This is a genomic window from Nocardia sp. SYP-A9097 (genome assembly GCF_009649815.1).
Lineage (GTDB): Bacteria > Actinomycetota > Actinomycetes > Mycobacteriales > Mycobacteriaceae > Nocardia.
In genome coordinates, this window is record NZ_WJIC01000017.1 from 66,080 (window position 1) to 80,118 (window position 14,039).

The following is a 14,039-nucleotide window of genomic DNA, read 5'->3' on the forward strand; positions in this document are numbered from 1 at the left end:
ACCCATTTCGATCTCGCAGATTCGAACGGTACACAAAAGCGTCGAAGCCTAGTTGGATCAATTCGACTTGTCGTACCTACACAAGGTGGAATGCAACATGGCGGACCCGCTGGATCTGACACATCTGCGCACGCTGGTGACCATCGCCGATACCGGTGGTTTTCGCCGGGCCGCCGATGCCCTGCACCTCAGCCAGCCTTCGGTCAGCCAGCACATTCGCCTGCTGGAACGGCGGCTGAAGCTGCCCCTGCTGGAAAAGGACGGGCGCGGTTCACATTTCACCGCAGACGGGCAACGCCTGCTGGTAGAGGCCCGCGCACTGCTATCGGTGCACGATGAAATGCTGGCCCGATTCATGCCGGCCGAGCATCAGCGCATCAGTGTCGGCTCCACCGAGCACTCCGCCGACGGGCTCCTGCCGGAACTGCTCGCAGTACTGCGTGAGGCGTATCCCCAGACGTATCTGCATTTCCGGATCGACCGGTCGACCGCACTCACCGATTCGGTGCTCAAGGGCGCCCTCGATTTCGCGGTTGTGCTGGGCGGCAATGGCGATCCCGTCGGGAGCGAGGTCGGCGAACTCGGGCTGCGCTGGGTGGCCGGGCCGCGCTGGCAGCTGCCGCGCCTCCCCGAACCCATCTCCCTGGTGGCCTTCGAAGAGCCGTGCGGACTGCGCCAGCGTGCGGTACAGCGACTCACCGAACTCGGCTACCAGGTGTCGGTGACCGCGGAATCCGGCAATCTCGATGGCGTATTGGCCGCGGCCAAAGCCGGACTGGGAATCGCCCTGCTGCCGTTCCATACCGCCGTCCCCGAAGGAGTGACCGAGGTGTCCGCGCTGCCCGCGATGGGGTCGATCGATGTGCGATTGGTCGCGCGGCGAGGGCTCGCTCACGATATCGAGCGCACTGCCATCGATGCGATTACCGCGCACTACCGTTCCATGACCGGCCGACGACTACGAGGTGTCGCATAATGCCTTCCCGTGCAGAAACTCTCATCACCGTCGATGAACTGGCTGACTTGATCACCGCGATCGAACCGATCGTCGTACTCGATGTGCGGTGGCAGCTGGATCGCCCGGATGGGCGAGATGCGTACGCCGAGAGCCACATTCCCGGAGCGGTGTACGTTGACCTGGAGACCGAACTGTCCGACCACTCGGTGTTGGGCCGGGGACGTCATCCGCTGCCGTCGGGATCGGCGCTGCAGGCGACGGCCCGGCGCTGGGGAGTGCGGGACGGTGTTCCGATCATCGTGTACGACAACTGGAATCGAGCCGGATCAGCGCGTGCGTGGTGGGTGCTGCGGGCAGCCGGAATCGCCGATATCCGCATTCTCGATGGTGGCCTCGGTGCCTGGGTGGCGGCCGGGCGTGAGGTGGCCGCGGGCGCCGTCCATCCACCGCTCGGTGATGTGCATATCGAGCACGAGGATCTGTATGTCGGTGCGTTGGCGACGGTGGACGCCGACGAAGCGGCGGTGCTGGCCGACGCCGGCGCACTGATCGATGCGCGGGCACCGGAGCGATTCCGCGGCGAGGTCGAACCGGTCGATGCGGTGCCGGGGCATGTGCCCGGCGCCCGGAATGTGCCCAGCGGCGCGGTCCTGGACGAACACGGATTCTTCCGTCCGGCAGCCGAATTGGAAGCGCTGTTCAAGCAGGTCCGCGACGCCGACCGGGTGGGCGCGTACTGTGGCTCCGGAGTCACCGCGGCGGTGGATATCGCCGCGCTGCGGGTCCTCGGCATCGATGCGGCGCTGTTCCCGGGTTCCTGGTCGCAGTGGAGTTCGGAGACCGGGCGGCCGATCGCGACCGGAATCAGTACGCCTTTCCCGGATTGAACAGCCCCTGCGGGTCCAGCGCACGGCGAATCTGCCGCTGCACTCGCAGGGCATCCGGTCCCTGTTCGCGCTCGAGCCATTGCCGCTTGAGCACTCCCACACCATGTTCACCGGTGATGGTGCCGCCCAATTCCAGTGCGGTGGCGAATATTTCATCGGCGGCCGCGGTGGCACGCGCAGCGGCGCCCGCATCGTCGCCGGGCACCACGATGATCGGGTGCAGATTGCCGTCCCCGGCATGTCCGAAGGTGTAGATACGACTGTGGTGGCGGGTGGCGACCTCGGTGATCCGGCGCACCGCCTCGGCGATTCGGGACCGCGGCACCGCGATGTCCTCGATCAAGGCCCGCCCGTGCCGTTCGAGCGCGGGTAAGGCCGCGCGGCGGATCGCCAGCAGTTCTGCGGCAGCCTCGGCATCATCGCCCACCTGAATGCGAGAGGTGTACTGCCGGAACACATCCGAGATGATGTCGGCCTCCGCCCGGGCGCCGAATCCGTCGGCCTGCGCCACCACGAACGCACCGGCGGACCGCGTGCGCACGCCGAGCAGATCCTGCGCTTCCCGTAACGAGGCCTCGTCCAGTAGTTCCAGCATCGCAGGACGTACGCGCGCGGCCAGTACCGCCGCGGTGGCGGCGGCCGCCTGCTCGACATCATCGAAATAGGCCGCCACGGTGAGCGTCTGCACCGGTACCGGCTGCAATCGGACCACGGCCTCCACGATCACCCCCAGCGTTCCCTCCGAGCCGGTGAACAGCCTGGTCAGATCAAGCCCCGCAACACCTTTCGCCGTTCGGCGGCCGGTGTGCACGAGGCTGCCGTCCGCAAGCACGACGCCGAGCCCGAGTACCGCGTCACCGGTCACCCCGTACTTGACGCAGCGCAGGCCACCGGCATTGGTGGCGATATTGCCGCCGATCGTCGAGATGGCGATGCTGGCCGGATCGGGCGTATAGCGCAGACCGTGCAGTCCGGCCGCCGCGTCCAGCGTCGCCCCGCTCACGCCCGCTTCGACGGCCGCCCACTCGTCGACGGTCGAAATCTCCAGAATCCGGCGCAGCCCACTGACGTCGAGCACCAGCGTCCCCGCCCCGGCCGACGCGCCACCGGCCAATCCGGTTCCGGCTCCACGCACCACCACCGAAAGACCTTGTTCGGCAGCCAGAGTCACCGCCCGTCGCACGTCATCGACGTCCACCGCGCGCACGACGACCTCTGGTGCGCCGGATGGTTCATACCCGGACCGATCGATCCGGTACTCGCCGGGAATCTCCGAACCGAACAGCACGGCACCGGAAAACGCCGCTACCCCGGCGGTCGAAAGGCTCATCACCCGTTCATCATCGCCGAGCACAACCCCGAATTGCATTGCCGAACCGATCGGAATCTCCTATGCGTGGTCAATGGCTGTAGCAGACCCCGGAATCTGCCGCGAGCTCATCAGGTGGGGCAGCGGCTGACGCCGCGATCGGTGGCGATTGCGATCGGGCCGGGAACTCGTAATGGCCGATGTCAATTGCATACGCGGCGGGCGCTCCGATGAGGGCACCCGGCGCGGCTCCAGAACGGCGGATTCGATTGCCGTGTAAGAGATCTGGCGAAGTCACCGTACTCGTCCGGTGATGACGGGTATCGCGGTCGGTGACTGCCGCGCCGGGTGCGCTTCAAGCTTGGCCGCCCGGACGAGTGCGGCCAAGCGCTCGCACTGACCTGAAAGTCGTACATTTGCGCTGAATTCGGTGTGTGGAACGGTTGGTCACCGAGCAGAACCTCCGGCGACCATCTCGGCGGCCGCTCACCGGGTTGTGCGTCGAGGCGCACCCACTACCTTGGTGAGCGCCCAGGGGCGATTCAGATTGTTGTGTACGGGTCAGAAGAAGGTGGGCATTCGAGGAACGTAGGGCTGTTCGAGGGAATCGATCTCCTTGTCGGTCAGCTCGATATCGAGGGCTGCGACGGCGTCGGCGAGATGATGGGGTTTGGTCGCGCCGACGATCGGGGCGGAGACGATCGGGTTCTTCAGGACCCATGCCATGCCGATTTGGGCCATCGATACGCCGCGGGCCTCGGCGATCTTCGCGACGGCTTCGACGATGGCTCGGTCGGTGTCCAGGAATGTCGGGCGGCCCCACGGGTCCTTGCCCGTGTTGGTCTCGCCGCGGGGGGTCGAGACCTCGCCCCAGGGCCGGGCGATTCTCCCCCCGGCCAGTGGGCTCCATGGGATCGACCCCACACCCTGGTCGGCAAGCAGCCCGAACATCTCGCGTTCCTCTTCTCGCTGGGTGAGGCTGTACTGGTCCTGCATGGACACGAACCGGGTCCAGCCGTTCGTCTCGGCGGCGTGTTGCATCTTTGCGAAGCGCCACGCCCACATCGAGGATGCGCCTAGGTAGCGGACCTTGCCTGCCTTGACCACGTCGTGCAGTGCCTCCATCGTCTCCTCCACCGGGGTGTCCGGGTCGAAGCGATGGATCTGGTACAGGTCGACGTAGTCGGTGCCCAGGCGGCGCAGCGAGGCATCGATCTGCTCCAAGACTGCTTTGCGAGACAGACCTGAGCCGCCCGGGCCCTCATGCATCGGCATGAACAATTTGGTGGCCAGCACGACGTCCTCGCGCTTGGTGTACTTCCGCAACGCCCGGCCGACGATCTCTTCCGAGGTGCCCAAGCCGTAGATGTTCGCGGTGTCCCAGAATGTCACTCCGAGTTCGACGGCCTGGCGGAAGATCGGCTCGGCGGCGGCGTCGTCGAGCACCCAGGACATGCGCTGGGCGGGGTCGCCGAAGCTCATGCAGCCCAGTGCGATTCGGCTGATCTTCAATCCCGATGTTCCCAAGCGTGTGTGTTGCATGGCCAACTCCTCTTCGGTTGTGGCGTGCGGCGAGTTCGGCGCGGTCCGCTGGGTTCGACCGCAGGTCGGCGGCGGTGGTCTGGCGGCGAGGTATCGAGGCGTCTTCGTGCCGGGTAGCGGCAGCAATATGCGGGCGTATCGAAGGGCCGGGCTAAGAATGAGCCGGCTATGGTCCTCGCGGTTTGGGAGTTCCAGGACCTGCGGTCGGACAGGCCGAGCGGAATCAACTCTACTTCGTTACCCGAGCTTACGGTTGTGATTGCCCGGGTGAACCTCGAACTCTGCGTATCCGAGCGAAGAGCGGCGCTGTTCGTGACCGACTCCGCTGTGGGGCAATCACTTCCGCTACTGACCGGTGTCGCCCACTCTGAGGCTGAGACCGCCACCGGATGTCCAGCAGGGCAACGTCTGTTCCGGTCTCGATAGATCGGTGGCGGTGAAACCGTCTATGCGCGCACCGAGGGCCGCGGCGGCCGCACCGGATGTACCGCCGGTGGTGTGCAACGACTTCTGGACAGCGCGCATGCTTTCCATAACACGGTGCACGCGTTGGCAATCGGGCATGGCGAATACCGGTTCCAGGACCTCGTCGGCGCTGTCGATCGCGCCCCGTTCGATGCGGACGATCGCCACGTCGGCGCGGGCGACCGCTTCGTGGCCGTACGAACGTTCCTCGGCCGGGCCGGTGGAATACCCGTGCACGGCTTCCAGCGCCCACAGTTCGGCATTTCGATTGTCGCCGAGGATTCGGTATGTCGTACCGATGTAGCACGCCATCTTCGCCGGCCGAAAGTGCAGTGCCCCACCGAATTGCGCGACGGCGTCCGCGCCGGTGGATCCGCCCTCGATGCCATGGAGAATCCGCGTGATCGCGGCGCGGGCGTCCCGGTGCTGTCCGAGCCGAGCCGCGCATCGCGCTTCGATCGCCGCCAGCCGGAGCCGCTGATGCCCGGTAGGGGCGAACGCCGCGGCCTGTCGCGCGAAAGCCAGTGCCGCCGGGAGGTTTCCGCTCCATTCGGCGATCAGCGCCTTGGTACCGATGACCCACGCTCGCAAGTCCTGGTAGCCAACCTGCTCTGCCAGCGATTCGGCCGCGACGGCGTGCTGCATGGCGACGATCGTGGTGCCGAGAACGCCGGTGGCCTGGGCGAGAAGTTCGATCGCCAGCGAACCCAGAAACAGCAATTCGGTGGCTCGTTGCGGAGATGGCCCGGCCTGTAGCGCTCGACGTATTTCGCCTCGAAGAACCGCCAGCTCGGACAGCACCGGCTGTGGCGGACCGTGGACGTAACTCTGTGCGATCCTGGCCAACTCGTAGGCCAAGGCGTCGACCGCCAACCGGCCCGTTTGGGTATCGCCGGCCCATTCGGCGAATTCCATGGACTTCTCGGCGTCGGCCGCGAGCCCGGCATCGTAGGTGGTGCTGGTACCCACAAACGGGTATGAGCCTCGGGCGGCTGATGGGTTCAGGGCGTCGTGCCACTCGCGAGCCGGACCGATCGCTTCCATCGGCGGGCGGCGCACCGCAGCGTGGAACCGCTCCCGTTGCCGATCGTCGAGGCGGGCGAGCAACGTATCCATCGCTTCCGCTGCTCGGCCTCGCAAAGGTTGAGCGAAGGTCGTCTTCTCCCATTTCCGGACCGTGTGCACAGAGAAACCCGTCGACGCGGCGAATTCCTCCTGCGTTTCGCGGAGCGCGACCTTTCGCAGCGCTTGGACCTCGGATCCGGTCCACTCCTTGACAATCATTGGGGCCCATCCGGTCGTCGTGCTCCTGAAGCGTTACTCAACAGCGCCGGAAGCACCTGGTCAACAGTACGAATTGTCGGCTCCATCACTACGTCAACCCTCGGTCTCTCAGGCGAGGGTGTAGCCCGCGACGAGAAGTCGATGTTGCGCGACCACACCATCGACGTCGAGATGTAGCGGAAGTATGCGACTTTCGGGTCAGGTATGCCGCTTGGCCGCAAAAGTCCCCGCTGGCAAGCTGAAAGAGCATCCGGCGTGGCAATCGCCCACCCGGTGCCCGCCGTCACATGGCGGGTGCTGGGATTTGCCAGAATCCCTGCACGGCAATCGAATTCACAGCGGGTGATCGCCACGCCGGGTGTGTCTATCAGGAGGTGTGACGTGGCGCCGCAACCGCAAGCACTCACGGACGCGGTCATTCCCCCGATCGTGCTGTCCGGGGTGGTGGAAATCGGCCTGCATCTCGGCCTGTCGGCCGGATCCTGGTTCGCCGAAACCGGATTGGATGCCGAGCGACTGCTTGATTCCGGCAATGCGCCGGTTTCTTACGACCAAGCCGCCACCGTGCTGCGTCGCGCCCTGCGCGCACTTCCTCCCGGCCCCTGGGGCATACGGCTGGGTCAGCGCGACATCCTGATATCGATGGGGCTGCTCGGTGTCGCGTTGAGTTCCTGCGCGACACTCGGCGACGCCCTCGCGCTCGGTTCCGAATTGCATTTGGCGTCGGGCAGCTTGGTCGACGTCGACTTCGAGATACTCGATGGCGAGGTCGTGCTGAACCTGCGCCAGCGGGAAACCGATACGGCGCTGGAGATCTTCCTTTTCGAGGAGGCGCTGTGCACCGCGGTGACATTCCTGCGAACCATGCTCGGCGCCGGTCGATCGCCATCGTCGGTCGAATTATCTTATCCGGCACCAGCTTACGCTGACGAGTACGCACGATTCTTCCGCTGCCCGGTCGTATTCGGCGCGGGAGCCACTCGCATGCGCGTGTCGGCTGCCCTGTTGGCCCACCGGCTGCCACACCACCACGAACCGACCCGTACCGTCGCCGCGGCCGCCTGCCGTCAATTGATCAGCTCGCACAATGTCGAAAAGGACATCGTGCTCGCGGTCGAGGCTCTGCTGGAAGGCCACGCTCGCACACCCTTGACTGTGACCGCCGTGGCCCGGCGCCTGAATCTCAGCGAACGGACGTTGCGACGCCAATTATCCTCTGCGGGTGAGGGATTCAGTACAGTTCGCGATCGGGTCCGCGCACGATGCGCGACCCTCCTGCTGCGCGAGTCGACGCTGACCATCGACGCGATCGCCCGCGAAATGGGTTTCAGCGACGGGCGTGAATTCCGGCGGGCCTACATCCGCTGGACCGGCCGCTCACCGCTCTCGGTACGAAATGATCGGAACTGAGCCGCTGTAGCCAAGACCGCGGGCCCAAATGCGCAAGCCGGGTGAGCACAAAGCGAAGCCCGCCCGAGAGAGCTCGGGCGGGGCAGGCTCAGTCGCGTATCCGCGAACCGAGTGGATCGGTCAGGTGCTCATCGGATGAGCGGCGAAGAAGTCCCAGATCAGGGTCGTGGCACGGATTGACTTCGTATTTTTGCCGACGATGAACTCCGGGTAGAGCGGTGAGGTGCTGCCGGGCCAGATATGACCGCCGCCGATGATCGAGTACAGCTGAACGTCGACCCCGGTCGGGCACGAATACTTGTCCAGGACGACATCGGAGGCGATCGTCGTCCTTGTCGGCCCACCGGTGCATCCGTCGCGGCGGGCCCAGGCTGCCGCGATATCGGTTACCGGCGGATTGGTATACGAAACGATCGGGTCGCTGGTGCCGTGGAACGCGATCACCGGTATCGGCCGTGACGGATGGCACCAGTCGAAGTCCCGAAGTCCCGCTACCGGAGCGATGGCCGCGACACGATCGGCGAACTGGCAGCCGATGGAACTGGTGGCGAACGCGCCCATCGAAAGCCCGGTCACATAGACTCGCCGTTGGTCGACACAGAGGGTGGATTCCACGTGCGTGAGCACCTCGGACACCCAGGTCATGTCCGCCGAGCCCTGGCCGACGTCCCATTGCGACAACCCCAGCCGATCAAGCTGCGGGGTGATCGTGACGAAGCCTTTCTGGTAACCGTAATCGCCCAAACCGCTGCCCAAATCGGAGATGGCCCTGTTCTCCAGGAAGCCGTGCAGGGCAATGACGACCGGCAACGGCTGATTCGCCGTGTTGGCCGGAACATTTTGCGTGTACTTACCCGACTTCTGGCTGCCCCGGAAACTCACGGTGGTTTCCCCTTTCGCGGGCGCCGGTCGGCTACAACCCGCGGAAGACGGCGAAGAGGCGGAAGGCAATGAAGGGGCGGACGACGACGGAGGGGCGGAAGACAACGGGGGAGCGGAAGACGACGGAGGGGTGGAAGACGACGGAGGGGCGGAAGACGACGGAGGGGCGGAAGACGACGGAGGGGCGGGCACTGGCTCGTCGGCGTGCACCACGGAACCGGCGGCGGTGACGAAAGCGGCGATGCACATCACCGGCACCGCTATTCCGGCAACAGCCCGTAGTCCGCGCGGGATTCTTCGAGAGCGTCCGGAAGCCGGAACACCCTCTTTGACAACGTTATTCGTGAACATGAGAGGGAGACTCGCAGAACGCGTTGCGCTGTAGACGCTCTCAGGTCACTTGTTGGGGATACTCATACCCCGTCGCTCGTCCCGTCCGCAGCGATCACAGGTGATCGCCCTCGTGGTTGTGAGGGTAGGGCGGGTTCCGGAGTAGGCTCCGTGGCTGCCGGGGTCGCTTCGAGGGTTCGCCGGAAATCGATCCTGTCGCCGGTGGCGACGATCAGATTGTCGCCGAGGAGTTTCGCGGAAGGCGTTGGGTCCCAGGCGATCTCGAATTCCCTGAGGCGCTGCTCTCAATACGGTCTTGCCAGGCCCGCGTGGTGCGGGCCTGGCAAGTGTGCCAGCTTGCTGGCTCGCGTATTCGGCGGTAGCCGTGGGATCAGCGAATCATGCGGGCAAAATGGCGCCGACCACGGCACCGACCCCCGCACCGACCGCCGCACCCGCGACGGTTCCGGCTTGGATGAAAGTTATTCCGAGCGTGATGCAGCCGATGATCGCACCGGGGATGGCCAAGATACCGGCGGTCGGCACACCGGTGGCGGCACCGGTCCCGAGCGCACCGAGTGCGCAGCCCGCGGCGAAGCCGATCGCACCACCCACGGCCGCACCGATCGCGGTGCCCAGCGAAATGGCTCCCGGAATATCGTGCTGCGTGGGTTCGGCGGCCTGCGTGCCGACCGGCGCGGCGATCGCGGTCGCCTTCGCGGCCACCGGCTCATTGGCGGGCACCGGTGAAACCGGGGCGAGGTCGAGCGCTGCCGACTGGGCTTGATCAGCGGTCAAACGCAGCGTGCTACCGCTGATATCCGCGCTGAACGGGATCGACCGTCCGGCCAGTTTGAACGTGAGCGGCACCCGCAGCACGACCGTTCCGGCCGAGTTGGTGAGTTCGATCGCGTCGCCCGCACGCCGGAAGCCCCCCGAAGTAACCTGGGCGACGACCGTGCCGCCCTCGACGTGGGTGTTCCAGTCGATTTGTGTGTCCGGAGCCGCGTTGGCGGCGCCGGTCCCGGTCACCAGTGTCGCCAGCACGGCAGCGCCGGTCAGAGCCGACGCAAGTGACATTCGAACATGACGCATGATTTGTACTCCCATTCAGGTGACGAGTCGAAGAGCTGAGCCGCTGGTCCGAAGCGCTTGGCCTGCATACCGATTGGAGTCGCGCGAACGGGCGACGAGGGGCCCTCGAGTCGTCGTCTTCGATGAATCGGAACGCCATTCACATGACGTGCAGCCGAGTTGTAGATAACCACCGCGACCGACCGCGTGCCGGGCACGCAAACCCGAATGGCCGCAACGCCCACAACTCCGTCCGAACAGCCACCCCCCACGGGCGCCGACCTCGATCAACCGCCGAGGAGAACGAAAATTGGAGCGGGTAAATGGCTCGTCGCTGCCCGTAGAACCGGCGATGATCTGCCAGGATGTCGCCTCATGTATCTATCCGCACAAATTCTCGCCGGCCTGATCGCCGCTCTGCACGGCTATATCCTGGTGCTCGAAATGTTCCTCTGGACCACGCCACGGGTCCGCCGAATCTTCGGTGTGAGCGCCGAACTCGCCGAGCAGACGAAGGCCATGGCTGCCAATCAGGGCCTCTACAACGGTTTTCTCGCAGCAGGTTTGGTCTGGGGTTTGGTCGCGTCGAGACCGACCAGTTCCGCGGCGCTCATTTTCTTTCTGCTCTGCGTCGCGATCGCCGGCTGCTATGGCGGCGTGACGGTCTCCCGGCGAATTGTGTTGATCCAGACCGCACCGGCTGTGCTGGCTCTGGTCTTGGTGCTTGCCGGACGGTGATCCTCAGCCCGGAAGTGGGAGGCGCTGCCGCTTGATTTCGCGGACCCGGGCAGGCACACTGGGTCAGTCGATTGTCGACAATAACCAATGTGCATGAGTGCACTCGGTCCTGAAGGAGATGGGCGTCAATGGGTTTGCTCGATGAGAAGGTTGTCATCATCACCGGTGCCGGCGGCGGAATCGGTTTGGACACCGCCCTGCACCTCCACGAGGAGGGTGCGCGCGTGGTGGCTACCGTGCATTCCGAATCTGGATTGGCCAAGCTCGATGTCGGTAGCGACCGGCTGGTCGGTCGTGTGGTCGATGTGACCAGCGAGGAACAGATCAAAGCGTTGATCGAGTTCACCGTGGAGCGGTTCGGCCGACTCGACGGGATCGTGAACAACGCGGGCATCCTGATTCCGGGCACGATCCTGGATGCCACCGTCGAGGACTACCAGCTGACCTTCGACGTGAACGTCAAGGGTGTCTTCCTGGGTTCCAAGTACGCCATCCCGGAGCTGCTGAAGGCCGGTGGCGGGTCGATCGTGAACTTCGGATCGATCAACTCGATCGGCGCGGAGAAGCTGCTGACCACCTACACCGCCAGCAAGGGAGCGGTGCTGACGCTGACCAAGGCGATCGCGCTGGACTTCGGCGCGCAGGGGATCCGGGCGAATACGCTGTGCCCCGGTTTCGTGGACACTCCACTGAACGTGCCGCACTACACCGCACTCGGCGGGCGCGAAGCCCTGGAATCCGGGCTGGCCGACTTCCAGCCGATCGGTCGTGCGATCCTGCCGCTGGAAATCGCGCACTCCGTCGCGTTCCTGCTCTCGGACCACTCGACCGCCATCACCGGAACGGCGTTCGTCGTCGACGGCGGCGTTCTCGCCGGAGCCTGATCGGATTCGCCGCGTCGCCCGGTTCGGGCGGCGAAATCGGCGACCGCACGTATTGTGAACCTGTCGACAATCGACGAAAGGGGTCGACGTGACTACTCTCGAGCCTGAGCCCGTGGCTGATGTCGTCCAGCATGAACCCGTTGACGTGCTTGTGATCGGTGCGGGTCCGTCCGGGGCGGTTGTCACGCACACCGCCGCGGTTGCCGGACTCTCGGTGCTGTGCCTGGAACAGGGCGACTGGGTCAATCCCAGCGAATTTCCGGCCAACCATCCCGAGTGGGAACTGCTCATCCAGCACGACTGGGCGCACGACCCGAACGTGCGCGCCCTGCCCGCCGACTACCCGGTCGACGTGACCGATTCGGATATGTGGCCGGTGATGTTCAACGGGGTCGGCGGCGGATCCATCTTCTACGGTGCGGAGTGGCCGCGTCTGCTCCCGTCGGATTTCCGGGTCAAGACCCTCGATGGCGTCGCCGACAACTGGCCCATCGATTACGACGACCTGAAGCCGTATCACGATGAGGTCGACCGGTTCATCGGCGTTTCCGGCCTGGATGGCGATACCGCCTATCCGTCGGGGCTGGAGTACCCCCTGCCGCCGCACCCGCTGGGCAAGCCGGGCATGACGGCCGCCGCGGCCGCCAACAAACTCGGCTGGCACTGGTGGCCCGGCACGAACGCCATTCCCAGTCAGAAAAATAAGACCCTCGCGCAGTGCGCACGAATGGGCGTCTGCGAATGGGGCTGTCCGCAGGGCGCCAAGGCGTCCTTCGATTTGATCTACATGCCGCAGGCGCAGCAGGCCGGTGCGAAAGTGCAGACCGGCGCGCGCGTGCGCCGGGTGCGCACCGACGGATCTGGGCAGGCCACCGGCGCGGAGTGGATCGATCGCTCCGGAACGATCCATTTCCAGCCCGCGCGGGCAGTGGTGGTGTGCGCCAACGGAATCGGTACACCCAGACTGCTGCTGCTCTCGGCCGACGAATCGCATCCCGACGGTCTGGCCAACTCCTCCGGGCAGGTGGGCCGCAACCTGATGCTGCACCCTAATTGCAGCGCGATCGGGTTCTACGACGAGAACCTGGAGAGCTGGCGGGGCCCGGCCGGCCAGCTGCTGCATTCGATGCAGTTCTACGACACCGATCCCGCGCGCGACTTCGTCCGCGGGGCCAAGCTGCATGCCCTGCCGACACCCGGGCCGCTCAACGCCATCCTCGAACACAGTGCGCTGGACTTCGACGAGCTCTGGGGGCCGGCGATTCACGATGTCGCCCGTGCCGCGAACAGTGGCATCCTGTGGGCGGCGAACGTGGAAGACCTTCCCGAAGAACACAATCGGGTGACCCTGTCGGCAGATCAGGTCGACAGCGACGGGTTGCCCGCACCGAAGATCGAGTACCGGGTCAGCGAGAACACCCGCAAGATCCTGAAATTCACCGTCGATCGAATGGTGGAACTGCACGAGGCGGCCGGTGCCCGGCGGATCTTCACCAAGGAGTTGTGGATCGACCAACCGGGCCATCTGCTCGGCACCGCCCGCATGGGCGACGATCCGGCGACGTCGGTCGTCGATTCCTACGGCCGCGCCCACGACGTCGACAACCTCTACATTGCCGACGGCAGCATCTTCGTCACCTCCGGTTCGGCGAACCCCACCTGCACGATCACGGCCCTCGCGCTGCGAGTGGGCAAACAACTCGTCGAGGACCTCAACGGAAAGGCCGCACGATGACACATAATTCGCCGCTCGAGTCGCTGCGGTCGAAAACGCCGCGGCCGTCGGTACCACCGCGCCGCCTGCTCCCACCGCGGCCGCTGGATCACCTGCAGTGGCAGGGACTGCTACGCATCGCCGATTGTCTGATCCCCGCCGCCGGTCCGAATCCGGTTGCCAGCGAAGCGAAGGATTACGACCGATACCTGGAACTGGCTTTGGCCGCGCGGGCGGACGCCTTCGAAACCATTATCCGGGTCATCGATGAGCTCGCCGGGGTGCCGGACGAGGACTTACGCGCGGCGTTGAAAAAGCTCTGGGCGCAGGACATCGATGCTTTCACTCCGGTGTCGAATGTCGTGGCCGGCGCGTATTTCATGACACCGGAGGTAAAGGCGCTGATCGGTTACCCCGGGCAGCACCGGGATCCGGCGGGCCTGGAAGACGCGGCCGACGAGTTGGAGTCCGGGATTCTCGACCCGGTGCTGGAACGCGGCCATTTCTATGTCGCGACGGATGGCGGTTAGTACCGAGCACGGTTTTTTGCTCTATTGTCGAC

At 65.3% G+C, this 14,039-nt stretch carries 12 protein-coding genes; 7 read left to right on the forward strand and 5 right to left on the reverse strand.

What is annotated here, in order from left to right; genetic code table 11:
* Positions 1 to 97 precede the first annotated feature (97 nt).
* A complete protein-coding gene (locus GFY24_RS28135; protein ID WP_153808134.1) occupies positions 98 to 976 on the forward strand; it encodes a LysR family transcriptional regulator in 879 nt (292 codons plus the stop codon).
* Positions 976 to 1,845, forward strand: a complete 870-nt coding sequence (locus GFY24_RS28140; protein WP_153808135.1) for a sulfurtransferase — start codon at positions 976 to 978, stop codon at positions 1,843 to 1,845. The genes GFY24_RS28135 and GFY24_RS28140 overlap by 1 nt, the downstream gene beginning before the upstream one ends.
* Here the strand turns inward: GFY24_RS28140 and GFY24_RS28145 are convergent.
* The 3 genes from GFY24_RS28145 to GFY24_RS28155 form a co-directional block, all read right to left on the reverse strand.
* Positions 1,823 to 3,214 carry an FAD-binding oxidoreductase gene (locus GFY24_RS28145; RefSeq protein ID WP_228566723.1) on the reverse strand — a complete coding sequence of 464 codons (1,392 nt, stop codon included), beginning with the start codon at positions 3,212 to 3,214 and terminating at the stop codon, positions 1,823 to 1,825. The genes GFY24_RS28140 and GFY24_RS28145 overlap by 23 nt on opposite strands.
* 501 nt (positions 3,215 to 3,715) lie before the next feature.
* Entirely contained in the window at positions 3,716 to 4,696 is a 981-nt protein-coding gene (locus GFY24_RS28150; RefSeq protein WP_153808136.1) for an aldo/keto reductase, read from the reverse strand.
* A 345-nt stretch (positions 4,697 to 5,041) separates the two neighbouring features.
* Complete coding sequence (locus GFY24_RS28155; RefSeq protein ID WP_153808137.1) at positions 5,042 to 6,277, reverse strand: hypothetical protein; 1,236 nt, start codon at positions 6,275 to 6,277, stop codon at positions 5,042 to 5,044.
* 549 nt (positions 6,278 to 6,826) lie between these two features.
* Between GFY24_RS28155 and GFY24_RS28160 the strand changes: the two genes are divergently transcribed.
* Positions 6,827 to 7,855 (forward strand): AraC family transcriptional regulator, encoded by a 1,029-nt coding sequence (locus GFY24_RS28160; protein ID WP_194853046.1) that lies wholly within the window; start codon positions 6,827 to 6,829, stop codon positions 7,853 to 7,855.
* A 120-nt stretch (positions 7,856 to 7,975) separates the two neighbouring features.
* Here the strand turns inward: GFY24_RS28160 and GFY24_RS28165 are convergent, their stop codons facing one another.
* Positions 7,976 to 8,986, reverse strand: coding sequence for a PHB depolymerase family esterase (locus GFY24_RS28165; protein ID WP_153808139.1), 1,011 nt, complete (start codon positions 8,984 to 8,986; stop codon positions 7,976 to 7,978).
* Positions 8,987 to 9,466: 480 nt separating this feature from the next.
* Positions 9,467 to 10,147, reverse strand: a complete 681-nt coding sequence (locus GFY24_RS28170; protein ID WP_194853047.1) for a hypothetical protein — start codon at positions 10,145 to 10,147, stop codon at positions 9,467 to 9,469.
* Between the two features lie 222 nt (positions 10,148 to 10,369).
* Here GFY24_RS28170 and GFY24_RS28175 point away from each other — a divergent pair, with 222 nt between their 5' ends.
* The 4 genes from GFY24_RS28175 to GFY24_RS28190 all read left to right on the forward strand — a co-directional run bounded on the left by GFY24_RS28175 (position 10,370) and on the right by GFY24_RS28190 (position 14,007).
* Positions 10,370 to 10,879: a DUF1304 domain-containing protein gene (locus GFY24_RS28175; RefSeq protein WP_228566724.1), complete on the forward strand. Its 510-nt coding sequence runs from the start codon at positions 10,370 to 10,372 to the stop codon at positions 10,877 to 10,879.
* Between the two features lie 128 nt (positions 10,880 to 11,007).
* A complete protein-coding gene (locus tag GFY24_RS28180; RefSeq protein ID WP_153808142.1) occupies positions 11,008 to 11,763 on the forward strand; it encodes an SDR family NAD(P)-dependent oxidoreductase in 756 nt (251 codons plus the stop codon).
* 112 nt (positions 11,764 to 11,875) lie between these two features.
* On the forward strand, positions 11,876 to 13,498 hold the full coding sequence (locus GFY24_RS28185) for a GMC family oxidoreductase (RefSeq protein ID WP_309231441.1): 1,623 nt from the start codon (positions 11,876 to 11,878) through the stop codon (positions 13,496 to 13,498).
* On the forward strand, positions 13,495 to 14,007 hold the full coding sequence (locus GFY24_RS28190; protein ID WP_153808143.1) for a hypothetical protein: 513 nt from the start codon (positions 13,495 to 13,497) through the stop codon (positions 14,005 to 14,007). The genes GFY24_RS28185 and GFY24_RS28190 overlap by 4 nt, the downstream gene beginning before the upstream one ends.
* Positions 14,008 to 14,039 lie beyond the last annotated feature (32 nt).

What these genes read in the sequence shown, in the direction of transcription:
- GFY24_RS28135 (WP_153808134.1), top strand. Translation starts at nt 98, where the DNA reads ATGGCGGACCCGCTGGATCTGACACATCTGCGCACGCTGGTGACCATC.
- GFY24_RS28140 (WP_153808135.1), top strand. Translation starts at nt 976, where the DNA reads ATGCCTTCCCGTGCAGAAACTCTCATCACCGTCGATGAACTGGCTGAC.
- GFY24_RS28145 (WP_228566723.1), bottom strand. Translation starts at nt 3,214, where the DNA reads ATGCAATTCGGGGTTGTGCTCGGCGATGATGAACGGGTGATGAGCCTT.
- GFY24_RS28150 (WP_153808136.1), bottom strand. Translation starts at nt 4,696, where the DNA reads ATGCAACACACACGCTTGGGAACATCGGGATTGAAGATCAGCCGAATC.
- GFY24_RS28155 (WP_153808137.1), bottom strand. Translation starts at nt 6,277, where the DNA reads ATGGATACGTTGCTCGCCCGCCTCGACGATCGGCAACGGGAGCGGTTC.
- GFY24_RS28165 (WP_153808139.1), bottom strand. Translation starts at nt 8,986, where the DNA reads ATGTGCATCGCCGCTTTCGTCACCGCCGCCGGTTCCGTGGTGCACGCC.
- GFY24_RS28170 (WP_194853047.1), bottom strand. Translation starts at nt 10,147, where the DNA reads ATGTCACTTGCGTCGGCTCTGACCGGCGCTGCCGTGCTGGCGACACTG.
- GFY24_RS28175 (WP_228566724.1), top strand. Translation starts at nt 10,370, where the DNA reads ATGGCCGCAACGCCCACAACTCCGTCCGAACAGCCACCCCCCACGGGC.
- GFY24_RS28180 (WP_153808142.1), top strand. Translation starts at nt 11,008, where the DNA reads ATGGGTTTGCTCGATGAGAAGGTTGTCATCATCACCGGTGCCGGCGGC.
- GFY24_RS28190 (WP_153808143.1), top strand. Translation starts at nt 13,495, where the DNA reads ATGACACATAATTCGCCGCTCGAGTCGCTGCGGTCGAAAACGCCGCGG.